Origin of the sequence: Actinocorallia sp. API 0066 (assembly GCF_020991275.1) — a bacterium.
In the GTDB taxonomy this organism is placed as follows: Bacteria; Actinomycetota; Actinomycetes; order Streptosporangiales; family Streptosporangiaceae; genus Actinocorallia.
This window is the reverse complement of record NZ_JAJLQY010000002.1, coordinates 463,684-478,244: the sequence shown is the minus strand read 5'-3', so window position 1 is coordinate 478,244 and position 14,561 is coordinate 463,684. Positions and strand designations below refer to the sequence as shown.

General features: G+C 73.7%; 12 protein-coding genes. 8 read left to right on the top strand and 4 right to left on the bottom strand.

All coding sequences use genetic code 11. The features are described 5' to 3' along the window. The first annotated feature begins 30 nt into the window (after positions 1 to 30). From LO762_RS06930 to LO762_RS06895, 8 genes are all read left to right on the top strand, one after another. A complete protein-coding gene (locus tag LO762_RS06930; RefSeq protein ID WP_230613359.1) occupies positions 31 to 786 on the top strand; it encodes a CoA transferase subunit A in 756 nt (251 codons plus the stop codon). Next, positions 786 to 1,430, top strand: a complete 645-nt coding sequence (locus LO762_RS06925) for a CoA transferase subunit B (RefSeq protein ID WP_230613358.1) — start codon at positions 786 to 788, stop codon at positions 1,428 to 1,430. Before LO762_RS06930 ends, LO762_RS06925 begins: the two co-directional genes overlap by 1 nt. Then, positions 1,430 to 2,608, top strand: a complete 1,179-nt coding sequence (locus LO762_RS06920; protein WP_230613357.1) for an acetyl-CoA C-acyltransferase — start codon at positions 1,430 to 1,432, stop codon at positions 2,606 to 2,608. The genes LO762_RS06925 and LO762_RS06920 overlap by 1 nt, the downstream gene beginning before the upstream one ends. Before the next feature lie 37 nt (positions 2,609 to 2,645). Then, positions 2,646 to 3,389: a protocatechuate 3,4-dioxygenase subunit beta gene (gene pcaH, locus LO762_RS06915; protein ID WP_374201536.1), complete on the top strand. Its 744-nt coding sequence runs from the start codon at positions 2,646 to 2,648 to the stop codon at positions 3,387 to 3,389. Next, entirely contained in the window at positions 3,389 to 3,979 is a 591-nt protein-coding gene (pcaG, locus tag LO762_RS06910; RefSeq protein WP_230613356.1) for a protocatechuate 3,4-dioxygenase subunit alpha, read from the top strand. The genes pcaH and pcaG overlap by 1 nt, the downstream gene beginning before the upstream one ends. Before the next feature lie 82 nt (positions 3,980 to 4,061). Further along, positions 4,062 to 5,465 (top strand): 3-carboxy-cis,cis-muconate cycloisomerase, encoded by a 1,404-nt coding sequence (gene pcaB, locus LO762_RS06905; RefSeq protein ID WP_230613355.1) that lies wholly within the window; start codon positions 4,062 to 4,064, stop codon positions 5,463 to 5,465. Between the two features lie 42 nt (positions 5,466 to 5,507). After that, a complete protein-coding gene (gene pcaC / locus LO762_RS06900) occupies positions 5,508 to 6,638 on the top strand; it encodes a 4-carboxymuconolactone decarboxylase (protein WP_230613354.1) in 1,131 nt (376 codons plus the stop codon). After that, positions 6,635 to 7,840, top strand: a complete 1,206-nt coding sequence (locus tag LO762_RS06895) for a 4-hydroxybenzoate 3-monooxygenase (protein WP_230613353.1) — start codon at positions 6,635 to 6,637, stop codon at positions 7,838 to 7,840. Before pcaC ends, LO762_RS06895 begins: the two co-directional genes overlap by 4 nt. Positions 7,841 to 7,899: 59 nt before the next feature. On the opposite strand, the gene LO762_RS06890 is transcribed toward LO762_RS06895, so the two are convergent. From LO762_RS06890 to LO762_RS06875, 4 genes are all read right to left on the bottom strand, one after another. Beyond that, a complete protein-coding gene (locus tag LO762_RS06890; RefSeq protein WP_230613352.1) occupies positions 7,900 to 9,711 on the bottom strand; it encodes an alkyl/aryl-sulfatase in 1,812 nt (603 codons plus the stop codon). Positions 9,712 to 9,774: 63 nt separating this feature from the next. Further along, a complete protein-coding gene (locus LO762_RS06885) occupies positions 9,775 to 12,465 on the bottom strand; it encodes an ABC transporter permease (RefSeq protein ID WP_230613351.1) in 2,691 nt (896 codons plus the stop codon). Then, positions 12,462 to 13,337 carry an ABC transporter ATP-binding protein gene (locus LO762_RS06880; protein ID WP_304523617.1) on the bottom strand — a complete coding sequence of 292 codons (876 nt, stop codon included), beginning with the start codon at positions 13,335 to 13,337 and terminating at the stop codon, positions 12,462 to 12,464. The genes LO762_RS06885 and LO762_RS06880 overlap by 4 nt, the downstream gene beginning before the upstream one ends. A gap of 119 nt (positions 13,338 to 13,456) precedes the next feature. Next, positions 13,457 to 14,554 carry a glycerophosphodiester phosphodiesterase gene (locus LO762_RS06875; protein ID WP_230613349.1) on the bottom strand — a complete coding sequence of 366 codons (1,098 nt, stop codon included), beginning with the start codon at positions 14,552 to 14,554 and terminating at the stop codon, positions 13,457 to 13,459. Positions 14,555 to 14,561: the final 7 nt, after the last annotated feature.

Sequence of the window (14,561 nt, the reverse complement as noted above, 5' to 3'; positions counted from 1 at the left end):
CGGGCAGGCAACCGGAAGTCGGAGGCGCGGATGGACAAGGTGGTGGCGAGCGCGGCGGAGGCCGTGCGCGACGTCGGGGACGGCGCGTCCCTCGCCGTCGGCGGCTTCGGCCTGAGCGGCGTGCCCAACACGCTCATCGAGGCGCTGCGCAAGGCGGGCCCCGGAGGGCTCAGGGTGGTCTCGAACAACTGCGGCGTGGACGGAGGCGGCCTGGGCGTCCTGCTGGAGGCCGGGCGGATCGTCAGGGTCACCGGCTCCTACATCGGCGACAACAGGACGTTCGCGCGCAAGTACCTGGGCGGCGAGGTGGAGGTCGAGCTGATCCCCCAGGGCACCCTCGCCGAGCGGCTGCGCGCCGGGGGCTGCGGCATCCCCGCCTTCTACACCCCGGCCGGGGTCGGCACCGCCGTCGCCGAAGGCGGCCTCCCGTGGCGGTACGCGCCCGACGGCACGGTCGCCGTGATGTCCCCGGTGAAGGAGACCCGCACGTTCGACGGCAAGACCTACGTGCTGGAGCACGGCATAACCACCGACTTCGCTCTCGTCCGCGCGGCGCGCGGCGACAGGCACGGCAACCTCGTCTTCGCCAAGGCGAGCCGCAATTTCAACCCGCTCGCCGCGATGGCGGGGCGGATCACCGTCGCCGAGGTCGAGGAGCTGGTCGAGCCCGGCGAGATCGACCCGGGCCACGTGCACCTGCCCGGCGTGTTCGTCCAGCGGGTCGTCGCGCTCACCCCCGGGCAGGCGGCGGCCAAGGGCATCGAGAAGAGGACGGTGCGGGGCTGATGGCCTGGACCAAGCAGGAGATGGCGGCCCGCGCCGCCCGCGAGCTCACCGACGGCTCGTACGTGAACCTCGGGATCGGCCTGCCGACCCTGGTGCCCGGCTTTGTCCCCGAGGGCGTCAGCGTCGTGCTGCACGCCGAGAACGGCGTCCTGGGCGTCGGGCCCTACCCGACCGAGGACGAGGTGGACCCCGACCTCGTCAACGCGGGCAAGGAGACGGTGACGGTGCTACCGGGCGCGTCCTACTTCGACTCCTCGCTGTCGTTCGGGATGATCCGCGGCGGCCACATCGACACGGCGATCCTCGGCGCGATGCAGGTGTCCGCGCGCGGCGACCTCGCGAACTGGGCGATCCCCGGACAGATGGTCAAGGGGATGGGCGGCGCGATGGACCTCGTGCACGGGGCGGGCCGTGTCCTCGTCATGACCACGCACAACGCCAAGAACGGGGCGCCCAAGCTGGTCGAAGAGTGCGACCTGCCTCTGACCGGCGCCGGATGCGTGCACAAGGTGATCACCGACCTAGGCGTCCTCGACGTCACGCCGGACGGGTTCGCCCTGGTGGAGACGGCTCCGGGCGTCACCGTCGCGGACATCGTCGAGCGGACCGGCGCGAAGGTCCACGTCCCGGAAGGAGTGCGGTGATGGGCGACGTCTACATCGTCGACGCGGTACGGACACCCATCGGCAAGTACGGCGGCGCGCTCTCCGGCGTCCGCCCCGACGACCTGGCCGCCGGGGTCCTGCGCGCGCTTGTCGAGCGCACCCCCGACCTCGATCCCGCGCGCATCGACGACGTCATCTACGGCAACGCGAACGGCGCCGGTGAGGAGAACCGTGACGTCGCGAGGATGGCCGTCCTGCTAGCGGGGCTCCCGGTGAGCGTGCCAGGAGCGACGGTGAACCGACTGTGCGGGTCCGGCATGGAGGCCGTCATCCAGGCGTACCGGGCGATCGCCGTGGGGGACGCCTCGATCGTCGTCGCCGGGGGCGTCGAGTCGATGAGCCGGGCGCCCTGGGTGCTGCCCAAGCCCGAGCGCGCGTTCCCGGCCGGGAACGAGCAGCTCGTCTCCACGACGCTCGGGTGGCGGCTGGTCAACCCGAGGATGCCGTCGGAGTGGACGGTCGCGTTGGGTGAGGGCGCGGAACTCGTCGCCGACAAGTACGGGATCACCCGGGCCGCCCAGGACGCGTTCGCGCTGGACAGCCACGCCAAGGCCGACGCCGCATGGCGGGCGGGCCTGTACGACGGCGAAGTCGTGCCCGTCGAAGGCGTCGACCTGGCCCGCGACGAGACCATCAGGCCCGGCGGCACCCTGGAAGCCCTCGCCCGGCTCAAGCCCGTGTTCCGCCAGGACGGCACCGTCACCGCGGCCAACGCCTCACCGCTCAACGACGGCGCGGCCGCGCTGCTGCTCGCCGACGAGGCGGGCGTCGCCGCGCTTGGGCGCGCGCCGCTGGCCAGGATCGCCGCCAGCGCCGTCACCGCGCTGGAGCCGCAGTACTTCGGGCTCGGGCCCGTCGAGGCCGTCACGAAGGCGCTCAGCCGCGCGGGGATCGGGTTCGCCGACCTCGCCGTCGCCGAGCTGAACGAGGCGTTCGCCGCGCAGGCGCTCGGCTGCCTCGCCGCGCTGCCCGACCTCGACCCCTCGATCGTCAACCCGCGCGGCGGCGCGATCGCGCTCGGGCACCCGCTCGGCGCGTCCGGCGCCCGCGTCACCGGGGCGGTGGCGCACCAGCTCGCCGCCCTGGGCGGCGGCCGCGGCGTCGCCTCCCTGTGCGTCGGCGTCGGCCAGGGGCTGGCGCTGGTGCTCGAACGCTGACCCCCGCTTCCCCGCGCCTCCCCGAAAGGAGACGGACGTGACCCCGTCCACCCAGGCCGACGTCAGCGCCGAGATCGCCGCGCTGCGCGGCACACGTCCCGGCCTCGCCCACCCCGACCGCGCCTACGCGCCCTACCGGAGCAGCGCCCTCCGCCACCCGCGTAAGCCGCTCGTCGTGGTGCGGGACCCGGAAGCCGTCGAGCTGTCCGGGCCCGTGTTCGGCACCACCGACGTCACCGAACTCGACACCGACCTGACCCGCCAGCACACCGGCGAGCCGCTCGGCGAGCGGATGACGGTGACCGGCCGCGTCCTGGACCGGGACGGACGGCCGGTGCGCGGCCAGCTCGTGGAGATCTGGCAGGCCAACGCCGCGGGCCGGTACGCCCACCAGCGCGACGGCCACCCCGCGCCCCTCGACCCGAACTTCACCGGCGTGGGCCGCTGCCGGACGGACGACGACGGGCGCTACGCCTTCACGACGATCAAGCCGGGCCCGTACCCGTGGCGCAACCACACCAACGCGTGGCGTCCCGCGCACATCCACTTCTCGCTGTTCGGGCGCGCCTTCACCCAGCGGCTGGTCACCCAGATGTACTTCCCCGGAGATCCGCTGTTCCCGTACGACCCGATCCTCCAGGCCGTCACCGACGACGCGGCGCGCGACCGGCTCGTCGCCGCTTACGACCACGACCTCTCGGTCCCCGAATGGTCGCTCGGCTACCGCTGGGACATCGTGCTGGACGGACCGGCCGCCACCTGGATCGAGGAGGGACGCTGATGGGCACGCTGCCGCCTACGCCGTCGCAGACCGTCGGCCCGTTCTACGGGTACGCGCTGCCCTTCCCCGGCGGGGAGGAACTCGCCCCCGCCGGGCATCCCGGAACCATCACGGTGCGCGGCACCGTCTACGACGGCGCCGGGGCGCCCGTCCCTGACGCGCTCGTCGAGGTGTGGCAGGCGGGCCCCGACGGATCGCTCGCAGGGGCGCCGGGCTCACTACGCCGCGACCCGGTGACGGGCGCCGTCGCCGGACGCCACGGGATCGACTTCACCGGCTTCGCCCGGAGCGCCACCGACGCGGCGGGCCACTGGTTCGTCCGGACCCTGCCGCCCGCGCCCCACCGCTCCGGCGCGGTGCCCCACCTCGCCGTCTGCGTCTTCGCCCGCGGCCTCCTCCACCACCTCTACACCCGGATCCACCTCCCCGAACACGCCACCGCCCTGTCCACCGACCCCCTCTTCGCCGCCCTCCCCCCGAACCGCCGCGCCACCCTGGTCGCCGCCGAGGAACGCCCCGGCACCTACCGCTTCGACATCCACCTCCAGGCGGGTGCCTCCGAAGAGACGGTCTTCCTTGCCTTCCCCTGAGCCCCATCCGAACCCTCCGGCACCCCACGACCCGACTCCGTCGGAAGCACCCGTCCCCGGGCCGTGTTCGATTGGGCCGGGGGTGTTCGGGTTGTTGACGCCCGGCGTGGTGGGGACGGCGGTGGAGGCGGCCACGGAGGACGCTGCCGTGCTGCGGGCGATGCTGGCGGTGGAGGCGGCGTTGACGCGGGCGCAGGCGGGGCTCGGGCTGGTGCCGCGTGCGGCGGCCGACGCGCTCGACGCCCTTGACGTGTCCGGGTTCGATCTACGGGAACTCGCTCTGCGCGCGCGGGCGGGCGGCAACCCTGTGATCCCGTTCGTCGCGGATCTCAAGGCGGCCGTCGGGCCTGAGGTCGCGCCCTACGTGCATCGGGGCGCGACCAGCCAGGACATCCTGGACACGGCGCTGATGCTGGTCGCGCGGGACGCCGTCGCGCTGATCCTCGCCGATCTCGACCAGGCCGCCGCCCGGCTGAAGGCGCTGGCAGCGGCACACCGGGCCACACCGATGGCGGGTCGTACGCTGACGCAGCACGCCGTCCCCACGACGTTCGGCCTGAAGGCGGCGGGCTGGCGGCACCTCGTGCTGGACGCCCGCGACCGCCTCGCCGCCGTGCGCCGGACCCTGCCCGCCCAGCTCGGCGGCGCCGCGGGCACCCTCGCCGCGTTCACCGCCTTCACCCCCGAGCCTGCCGACTCCGACCGCCTTTCCGGCATGCCGGAGAAAACCGCCGATGGCGCGGCGCCCGCTGCCGGGGCCGACGGTTCCCGGGCGGGCCTGGACGGGCTCGTAGCGGCGTTTGCGCGGGAGACGGGGCTCGCCCGGCCCCTGGTGCCGTGGCACGTGTTGCGGACGCCCGTGGCGGATCTGGGGGGCGCGCTGGGGTTCGTCGGCGGGGCGCTGGGCAAGGTCGCGGCGGACGTGCTGGTGCTGGGCCGGACCGAGGTCGGGGAGGTCGCCGAGGGGGACGGCGGCGGGTCGTCGGCGATGCCGCACAAGAGCAACCCGGTGCGGGCGACGCTCGTCGCCGCGGCGGCGCGCCGCCTGCCGGGCCTGGCGGCCGTGCTGCTCGGCGCGCTGGTCGCGGAGGACGAGCGCCCGGCCGGGGCCTGGCACGCCGAGTGGGAGGCGCTGCGCGAGGCGCTGCGGCTCGCGGGCGGCGCGGCGCACGCCGCCGAGCGGCTCGTCGCCGGTCTCGCCGTCCACCCGGACCGGATGCGGGCCAACCTGGCGCTCACCCACGGGCTCGTCGTGGCCGAGCGGGCCGCCGCCGCGCTCGCCGCCTCCCTGGGCCGTGAGCGGGCGCGCACCCTGCTGCAGGAAGCCTCCGCGCACGCCGTGCAGGGGGGCGCCCCCCTCGCGGAGGCCGTCGCCGCGCTCCTGCCACCCGGCACTCCCCTGCCCTTCGACCCCGACCCCACCACCTACCTCGGCGCGGCACCGGCCCTCACCGACGCCGCCCTCACCCGCGAGGCCGCCCCATGACCCGCCGTCCACACCACACGACAAGACCCTAGGAGGGGGATCATGACGCTGCACTACCGGCTCGACGGGCCCGCGCACGGGGTTCCGCTGGTTCTCGGGCCTTCGCTCGGCACCTCGACGCACGTCTGGGACGCCGTCCTAGACCAGCTCACCCGCGAGCACCGGGTACTGCGCTTCGACCTTCCGGGCCACGGGGAGACCCCTGCCTTCCCCGTCGCGTCCGTGGGCGCGCTGGCCGAACACGTCCTGGCCGCCGCGACCGACGCGGGCTTCACCCGCTTCCACTACGCGGGCATCTCCCTGGGCGGCGCCATCGGCGTCCACCTGGCACTCCTCGCCCCCGAGCGGCTGTCCTCCCTGGCGCTGATCTGCTCGTCCGCCCGCTTCGGTGAGCCCGCCGCGTGGCGGGAGCGGGCTGCCGACGTCCGCGCCCACGGCACCGGCGTGATGCCGCCCGTCGCGGCGACCCGCTGGTTCGCCGGGGAGCCGGGCCCGCTGGGCGAGCGCCTGCTCACCGACCTCGCGGAGGTCGACGCCGAAGGCTACGCCGCCTGCTGCGACGCCCTCGCCGCCTACGACGTCCGCGCTCACCTCGACCGCGTCGCGGCGCCCACCCTGGTGCTCGCCGGGCGCGCCGACCCGGCCACCCCGCCCGCGCACGCCCGCGAACTCGCCGACGGCGTCCCCGCCGCCCTGGTCGAGCTGCCGGGCGCCGCCCACCTCGCCCCGGTGGACCGGCCCGACGCCGTCGCCGCGGCCCTCCTCGCCCATCTCAGCGCCGCCCAGCCGACCGACGGGCACGCGGCCGGGACGCGGGTGCGGCGGGCCGTGCTCGGCGACGCCCACGTGGACCGCGCGAAGGCCCGCACCACCGACTTCACCGCCGACTTCCAGGACTTCATCACCCGCTACGCGTGGGGCGGGATCTGGACGAGGCCGGGCCTGGACCGCCGCGCCCGCAGTTGCGTCACCCTCACCGCGCTGGTCGCGCACGGCCACCACGAGGAGCTGGCTCTGCACGTGCGGGCCGCCCTCACCAACGGGCTGACCCGCGAGGAGATCAAGGAGGTCCTCCTCCAGTCGGCCGTCTACTGCGGCGTACCGGCCGCGAACTCCGCCTTCGCCGTCGCCCAGCGTGTCCTTGACGAGATCTCCGCAGAGGAAGCCCCATGAGCCACCCCGCCCCCGCCCGCACCCGCGTCGCCATCATCGGCGCGGGACCCGCCGGACTCCTGCTCGGCCACCTCCTGCACCGCAAGGGCGTCGACACGGTCATCCTGGAGAACCGCGACCGGCCCTACGTGGAGCGGCGGCAGCGCGCGGGCATCCTGGAGCAGGGGACCGTCGACGTGCTGCGCGCCACCGGCGCGGCCGCCGGGATGGATGCCCGTGGCCTGCCCCACGACGGCATAGAGCTGCGCTTCGCGGGCGAGTCCCACAGGATCGACTTCCCGGCACTGTGCGGGAGGTCGGTCATGGTCTACGCGCAGACCGAGGTCGTCAAGGACCTCATCGCGCTGCGCCTGGAGGCGGGCGCGCCGCTGCTGTTCGAGGCGGAGGCGCTCAACGTCACGGGGATCGAAGGCGACGCGCCCCAGGTCCGGTACAGGTACGAGGGCGAAGAGCACACCCTGACAGCCGAGTACGTCGTCGCCTGCGACGGGTTCCACGGCGTGGGCCGCCGCGCGGTGCCGGACGCCGCCAGGCGCACGTTCGAGCGGGTCTACCCGTTCTCGTGGCTGGGCGTGCTCGCCGACGTGCCTCCGTCCTGCGACGAGCTGATCTACGCGCACAGCCCTGCGGGGTTCGCCCTGCACAGCATGCGCTCGCCCGAGGTGAGCCGCCTGTACGTGCAGGTGCCTCCGGACGCCGACCTAGCCGACTGGCCCGACGAGAGGATCTGGGAGGCCCTGTCCGACCGGTTCGCCCTCGACGGCTGGAAGCTCGGCACCGGGCCGATCACGGAGAAGAGCGTCACCCCGATGCGCAGCTTCGTCACCGAGCCGATGCGGCACGGGCGGCTGTTCCTGGCCGGGGACGCCGCCCACATCGTCCCCCCGACCGGCGCGAAGGGCCTCAACCTCGCGGCGGCCGACGTCACCCTCCTCGCGTCCGCGCTCCTGCACCGCTTCGCCACGGGCGACGAAAGCCGTCTCGACTCCTATTCCGAGGACGCCCTCGCCCGTGTCTGGCGGGCCGAGCACTTCTCGTACACGATGACGTCCCTCCTGCACACGTCCCCCGAGGACGACCCCTTCGGGCACCGCCTCCAACTCGCGCACCTGCGCTACCTCGTCTCCTCGGAGGCGGCGGCGACGTCCCTCGCCGAGAACTACACGGGCCTCCCTCTCCCCGGCCTGGACGCCCTCGTCTAACGAGGCCCGTGCCACGGCTCCCCCGCGTCTCCGGGCGAGGAGACGCGGGGGCGACCCCCTCAGGGCGTGACGATCGCGAAGTTCGGGTCGGGCTCGTCCAGGTAGGTCGCAAGCCGGTGCAGCGCCCCTACGTCCCCCTCGGGTTCAACGCCCTCCATGCCCGCACCCGCCAGCAGCTTGAACAGGTCGGCTCTGGTCAGCGCGAGCGTCAGGTCGGCGGGCGTGACGGCACGGCCGCGCCGCCGGTGCGTGAGGACGCCGTGCGACAGCGTCATCCGGTACGTCTCGTCGGTGTCGGTGAAGTCCCAGTCGATCGTCACCGACTCGTCCCACGCCTTGGGCCCGTTGACGCGGATCGCCAGCGCGTCGAAGACCTGCTCGACGGTCAGGCCCTCGGTCATGCCGCCCGCGATGTTGATCGGCTGCGGCCGGACGCCCTCGCGCAGCTCCTTCGCGCCCGTCAGGTAGAAGTTCCGCCACGTGCCGCACTCGGCGCCGTACCCGAGCCGCCGGTAGACGTCCGCGAGCGCGTTCCTCGCGTCGCCGTTGGCGGGGTCGGCGAACACCGCGTGGTTCAGCAGCGTGGCGGCGAAGCGTAGGTCGCCCTTCGCCGAGTAGTCGCGAGCCAGCGCGAGCACCCTTGACGTGCCGCCCATGCACTCGACGTAACGCCGTGCCTCCTCGACGGGCGGAAGCTCCCACAGGTGCGCCGGGTTGCCATCGAACCATCCGAGGTAACGGTGGTAGATCGCCTTCACGTTGTGCGAGACCGAGCCGTAGTAGCCGCGCGCGTGCCATGCGTTCTCCAGCGCCGGGGGCAGCTCGATCATCTCCGCGATCTCGACGCCGGTGTAGCCCTGGTTGGTGAGCCTGAGGGTCTGGTCGTGCAGGTAGGCGTACAGGTCGCGCTGCTGCGCCAGGAACGTCATGATCTCGTCGCTGCCCCACGTCGGCCAGTGGTGCGAGCCGAACGCGACGTCGGAGTCGGCGGCGAACAGCTCCATCGCCTCGTCGAGGTAGCGCGACCACAGCCGGGCGTCGCGGACGGGCGCGCCGCGCAGCGTCTGCACGTTGTGCAGGTTGTGGCTGGCGTTCTCGGCCAGGCAGAGCGCGCGGCGGTCCGGGAAGTGGAAGTTCATCTCGGCGGGCGCCTCGGTGCCCGGCGTCAGCTGGAAGACGATCCGGACGCCGTCGATCGTCTCGGTCTGGCCGGTCCGCGTCACGTCCCGGTTGGGCGGGATGAGGCTGACGCGGCCGGAGGAGGCCGTCGGGCCGAGCCCGGTGCCGACCATGCCCTCGGCGCCGATGGGCAGCTGCATGCCCGCGTGGTAGGCGCCGCGCCGGGCCATCGCGACGCCCGCGTAGACGTTCTCGGAGACGGCGTGCGCCAGGAAGCCCTCGGGCGCCAGGATCGGCACCCGGTCGGGGTTGTCGGCCGGGATGACGCCCTCGGCGCCGCCGAAGTGGTCGACGTGCGAGTGGGTGTAGATCATCCCGGTGACGGGCCGGTCGCCCCGGTGCTCGCGGTACAGGGCGAGCGCGGCCGCCGCCGTCTCCACCGACACGAGCGGGTCGATGACGACAACACCGCGCTCGCCCTCGACCAGCGTCATGTTGGACAGATCAAGGCCGCGCACCTGGTAGATGCCCTCGGTGACCTCGTAGAGGCCCTGCTTGGCACACAGCTGGGACTGCCGCCACAGCGACGGGTTGACGGTGTCGGGCGGCGGCCCGTCCAGGAACCCGAACGCGTCGCCGTCCCACACCGTCCTGCCTGCGGCGTCGCGGACGGTTCCCGGGGTACGCCGGGCGACGAACCCCCGGTCGGCGTTGGTGAAGTCGGTGCGGTCGGCGAAGGGCAGTGCGGTCATGTCCCGGAGATCTCCCGGGACACGACCGGGTAAAGCCCTGTTCGGGAAGATCTCCCGTAAGGATCAGTGGGCGCAGAACAGGGTGCGGGCGTCCGCCCTGGAGCAGAAGAGCTCAAGGGACAGGTCGCCGCACGGCACCGTCCGGTTGTCCTCGGTGCGCAGCGCGACGGACAGGTTGTGCAGGGACGAGCGCGGCGCGCCGACCGTGAAGGTGAAGCGCGCGGAGCCGCCGGGCGGCACGACGCGCGGCGCCGCGACCGTCTCGGTGTAGCCCGCCCCGTCCGCGCGCAGCAGCACCTGGCAGGGCGCGGCGGGCGGCAGGGGGGCGCCGACCGGCGGCGCGCCGAACACGATGACGCCACGGTAGGGGTGGGTGTGCCGGGTGCGGGAGCCGTCCGGCTCGGTCTGCGTGTACTCCAGCGTGCCCGCGACGTGGATCGTTCCCTCTCGCGCCTCGGGGCCGAGCTGGCAGACGGCCGCGTGCAGCGGCTTCAGGTCGGCGGGATGGCCGTCGGCGTCCAGCGCGCAGGTGCGCTCGCCGCCGAGCACGGCGCCCTCGGGCGTCTCCAGGTGGAAGCGCAGCACGCCCTCTTCCATCGGGCCCCACCCGAGGTTGTCGAGCGTGAGGTCGGCGCCGTAGGACGCGCCGTGGATCAGCGGCACGGGCCTCGGGTCGGTGCGCGACGACGCGACGGCGAACAGCGCCTCCCGCACCCGCACCTCGGCGGCCGAGCCGTTGACGACCTCGACCTCGATGACGGGCCAGCGGAAGGCGCCCTCCCACGGTGTGTACCAGTACTCGCGGGCCTCCAGCGCGCCGTCCGCGCGCAGCTCCGCGAGGTAGGGGTCGCAGGGGGTGACGCGCAGGAGCCCGCCGTCGTCTCTGCTGCCCCGGTAACAGAGCCCTGGACCGGTTTCGCCACCACCCTCCGACAAGATCGCCACCAGTCCGGAGACCGTTCCGGTGGTGTCTACCCGCTTGCCTGATTTGTCCCGCACCCAGCCGAGCCAGTGCGCCCCGCGTACCGCCATGCCCCCATCATCCTCTCCGAGCGAGGATCGGCAAGTACTTTCTGACAATCCCCGCAATACCGAGAATTTCCCCGTGAAATCCTGCGGAAATACGGGACTGCCGGGACAGGGTAACGCGCCAGTGACGTCACGGCGCCGGAACAGGGCGAGGGCCGCCCCCGCCAGGGCGACCGCCACGAGCGTCAGCACCGCCGCCGCGACGGGCGCGTAGGGCTCGGCGGGCGCCGCGGGCAGGTGGTGGAACGGGGACAGGCCGAGCACGAAGGACGGGAGGTTCAGGGCGGGCCCCGTCATCGCCAGGACATAGGCGACGATCGCCAGGACGGCCGGGACGACCGTCGTCAGCCGTGGCGCGACGGCGAAGACGAGCGCGGCCAGGGCGCCGAACAGGAGGACGGCCGGGAACGGCGCGTACAGGGAGGCGAGCACGTCCGGGAAGGCGACCGAGCCGCCGCTGAGCCGCGCGCCGCCCCACACCGCGAGCACCCCGGCGAAGGTGACGGCGACCGCCTCCAGGACGGCGAGAAGCAGGTGGTCGCCGAGCCAGCGCGCGCGGGTGACCGGCTGGACCAGCACCAGGTCGAGCAGCCCGGCCGACTCCTCGGCGCGCGCCGCCGCCACCCGCCAGCAGGCGTACAGGGCGGCGATGAGGCCGATGATCGAGCCCATCTCGCTGACGAACACGCGGGTGGCGTCCGTGAGGTCCCAGCCGAGCGTCGCCAGCAGCTCGCGGTAGGTCGGATCCTCGCTGAGGAGATCCGCCACCGTCTCCACCAGCAGGCCCAGGATGAGGCCGTAGAACGCGACGCCCGCGCTCCATCCCGCGAGCATGCCCCTACTGCCCCGCCACGCGAACGCAAGGGTGCCGCCCAGGAGCCGGGTGCGGGCCGTACTCTTCTCCGGCACCTCAAGGAGGGCGCCCCCGGTGTCGCGCAGGCCGCGCAGCCACACCGCGACGGCGCCGAGCACGAGCGGCGTGACGAGCAGCGCCGCGAGGGCGAGCCAGTCGGGGTCGCGGTAGGGGTGCAGCCGCTCCATCCAGCCGAACGGCGTGAGCCAGTGCAGCCAGGCGCGGGAGTCGGCGCTGTTGCCCGCCATCCGCAGCACGTAGGCGAGGCCGAAGAGGGCGAGGGTGACCGTCGTCGTCCGGCGCCTGCCGCGCAGCGCCTGGGCGGCCACCGCCGCGAGCCCGCCGAAGCAGCCGCCGAAGGCCGCGACGCCGAGGCCGAACAGGAGCGAGCCGCCCACGCCCGCGCCCGCCGTGGCCAGTACCACGGCGATCGCGGCGCCCGCGAGGCCCAGCCCCGCCGCCACCGCGAGCAGCCCGACGGCCGTGGTGCGCCGCGCGCCGACCGGCCCCGCCAGCACGTACTCGACGCGGCCCTCGTCCTCCTCGGCGCGCAGCAGCCGGCCCGTCACCAGCAGCGCCCAGACCGCGACGATCGACTGGAGCACCCAGCCCGCGTCCCACACCGCGTAGCCGCCGACGGTGTCCACCGCGTGCGGGGCGCCCTGGAGCATCCGGACGGCCGGGCTGTCGCCGAACTGGGCGATGGCCCGCCGGGACGCCTCGTCGGGGTAGGCGGCGAGATAGGCGAACGCCTCGACCGCCATGAAGACGCCGACGCCCAGCGCGAGGAACAGCGCGCCGCGCCGGATCAGCCGGACGGCCATGCGCGCGACCGTGCCGACCGGATTGGGCAGCGCGTGGGAGGCCGTCACCGTGCCGCCTCCTCCCCAGCCGCGTCCTCCCGGTAGTAGGTGAGGAACACCTCCTCCAGGCTGGGCTCGTGGGTGCGCAGCCGCGTCGGACCTGCGGAGGCGAGCCGTTCCAGGGTCGGGCCCGGCGGCCCCGTGACCGTCACCCGCAGCACCCCGTCGTTCACCTCGATGGACGTGACGCCCGGCAGGTTCGTCAGCTCCGGTGGCGGGCCCTCGTAGGTCGCCTCGAAGACGCTCGTGCTCATCGCGCGCAGCGACGCCAGCTCGGCGACCTCCACCAGGCGGCCCGCGCGCAGGATCGCGACGCGCTCGCACAGGTCCTCCACCTCGTCCAGCAGGTGCGAGGACAGGAACACCGTCTGCCCGCGCGCGACGGCCTCCCGGACGAGCGTCTGGAACTCGGCCTCCATCAGCGGGTCGAGGCCGGAGGTCGGCTCGTCCAGGAGCAGCACGTCCGGCCGGGTCATGAGGGCGGCGACCAGCGCCACCTTCTGCCGGTTGCCCTTGGAGTAGGCGCGGGCCCTGACGCTCGGATCGAGCCTGAGCCGTTCGATGAGCTCGTCCCGGTAGGCGGTGTCCACCTGGCCGTGCAGCCGCCCCAGGTAGGTGAGCACCTCCATCCCGGTGAGCTGCGGCCACACCGACACCTCACCCGGCACGTACCCGATGTGCCGGTGCACCTTCGCGACGTCGGAGACGGGCGTCCCAAGGATCCACGCCCGCCCCGCGGTAGGCCGCATCAGCCCGAGCAGCAATCTGATCGCGGTAGTTTTCCCAGCCCCGTTCGGCCCCAGGAACCCGAAGATCTCGCCGCGGCGGACCTCAAGGTCGAGCCCGTCCAGCGCGGTGACCGCGCCGAAGCGCTTGGTCAACCCCTCGGTTCTTATCGCTTCCCGCGCCACGGGCATCCCTCCAGCGTCCGGCGGCCTCACCCCAACCTAGATCGAGATGACCCCGCCGTCGACGGCCCTTGGTCCCACCTGTGGATAACTCAGTCGACGATCGCCGTGGCCAACGCCGGGTCGTCCGCGAAGATGCCGTCGATGCCCTGGGCGAGCAGCAGCCGCAGCCAGCCCGCGGCGTCGCCCTGGGCGCGCGCGAACACCGGCGAGTCCGGGTTCCCGGCGCGGAAGTCGGCGGGCAGGAAGCTGTTCTCGGGGCGGAACGTCCACGGCACGACGGTGAGCCCGGCGCGGTGCGCGTCCTTGACGAGCGTGGTCGCCGGACGGGTCCGGCCCTGCGCGTCGAGCGGGATGATCCAGCTCGTCGCGGGGCCGATGCCGTCGGCGAACCGCGCCGTCCAGCGCAGGCCGTCGCGGGTCGCGAGGTCGGCGTAGGTGCGCTTGTCGCCGGAGACGGTGAAGTCGTACGGCTGCCCTGAACCGTTGAGCAGCAGCACGAGGCGGACGTCGGTCTGCCGGTCGAGCCGCTGGAGGATGCCCGGCTCGAACGACTGGATGAACACCTTGGAGTTGCGCTTCGTAAGCCCGTGGTCCTTCAGCGTCTTCAGTAGCGGCTTCTCGAAGGGCAGCCCGATCGACGCGAAGTAGGTGGGGTGCTTGGTCTCGGGGTACACGCCCACGCCGTGCTTCTTGGCCAGCCGGACGACCTCGTCGAACGTCGGGATGCGCTCCTGGCCGTCGAACGCCTGGTTCGCGGGACGGGTCGCCGGGATGCGCTCCTTGGCCCGCAGCGTCCGGAGCTGGGCGAACGTGAAGTCCTCGGTGAACCAGTCGGTCGTGGTGAAGCCGTCGATCGTCTTGGTCTTCCTCAGCGCGGCGAACTCGGGCCGGTCGGCGACGTCGGTGGTGCCGCCCAGCGCGTTCTCGTGCCGCGCGACGAGCACGCCGTCCTTGGTCGGCACGAGGTCCGGCTCGATGTAGTCAGCGCCCTGTCTGATGGCGAGCTCGTAGGCGGCGAGCGTGTGCTCGGGGCGGTAGGCGCTGGCGCCCCGGTGCGCGACGACGATCGGCTCCGCCCTGACCTTCCCCGGCGCGGCGGCGGCCGTCTGCCCCGCCGCCACCAGCGCCACCGACGCGGCGACGACGCCCGCGCCCACTCCGGCGACGAGAGTCCGCGTTCCCAACATGGACAAC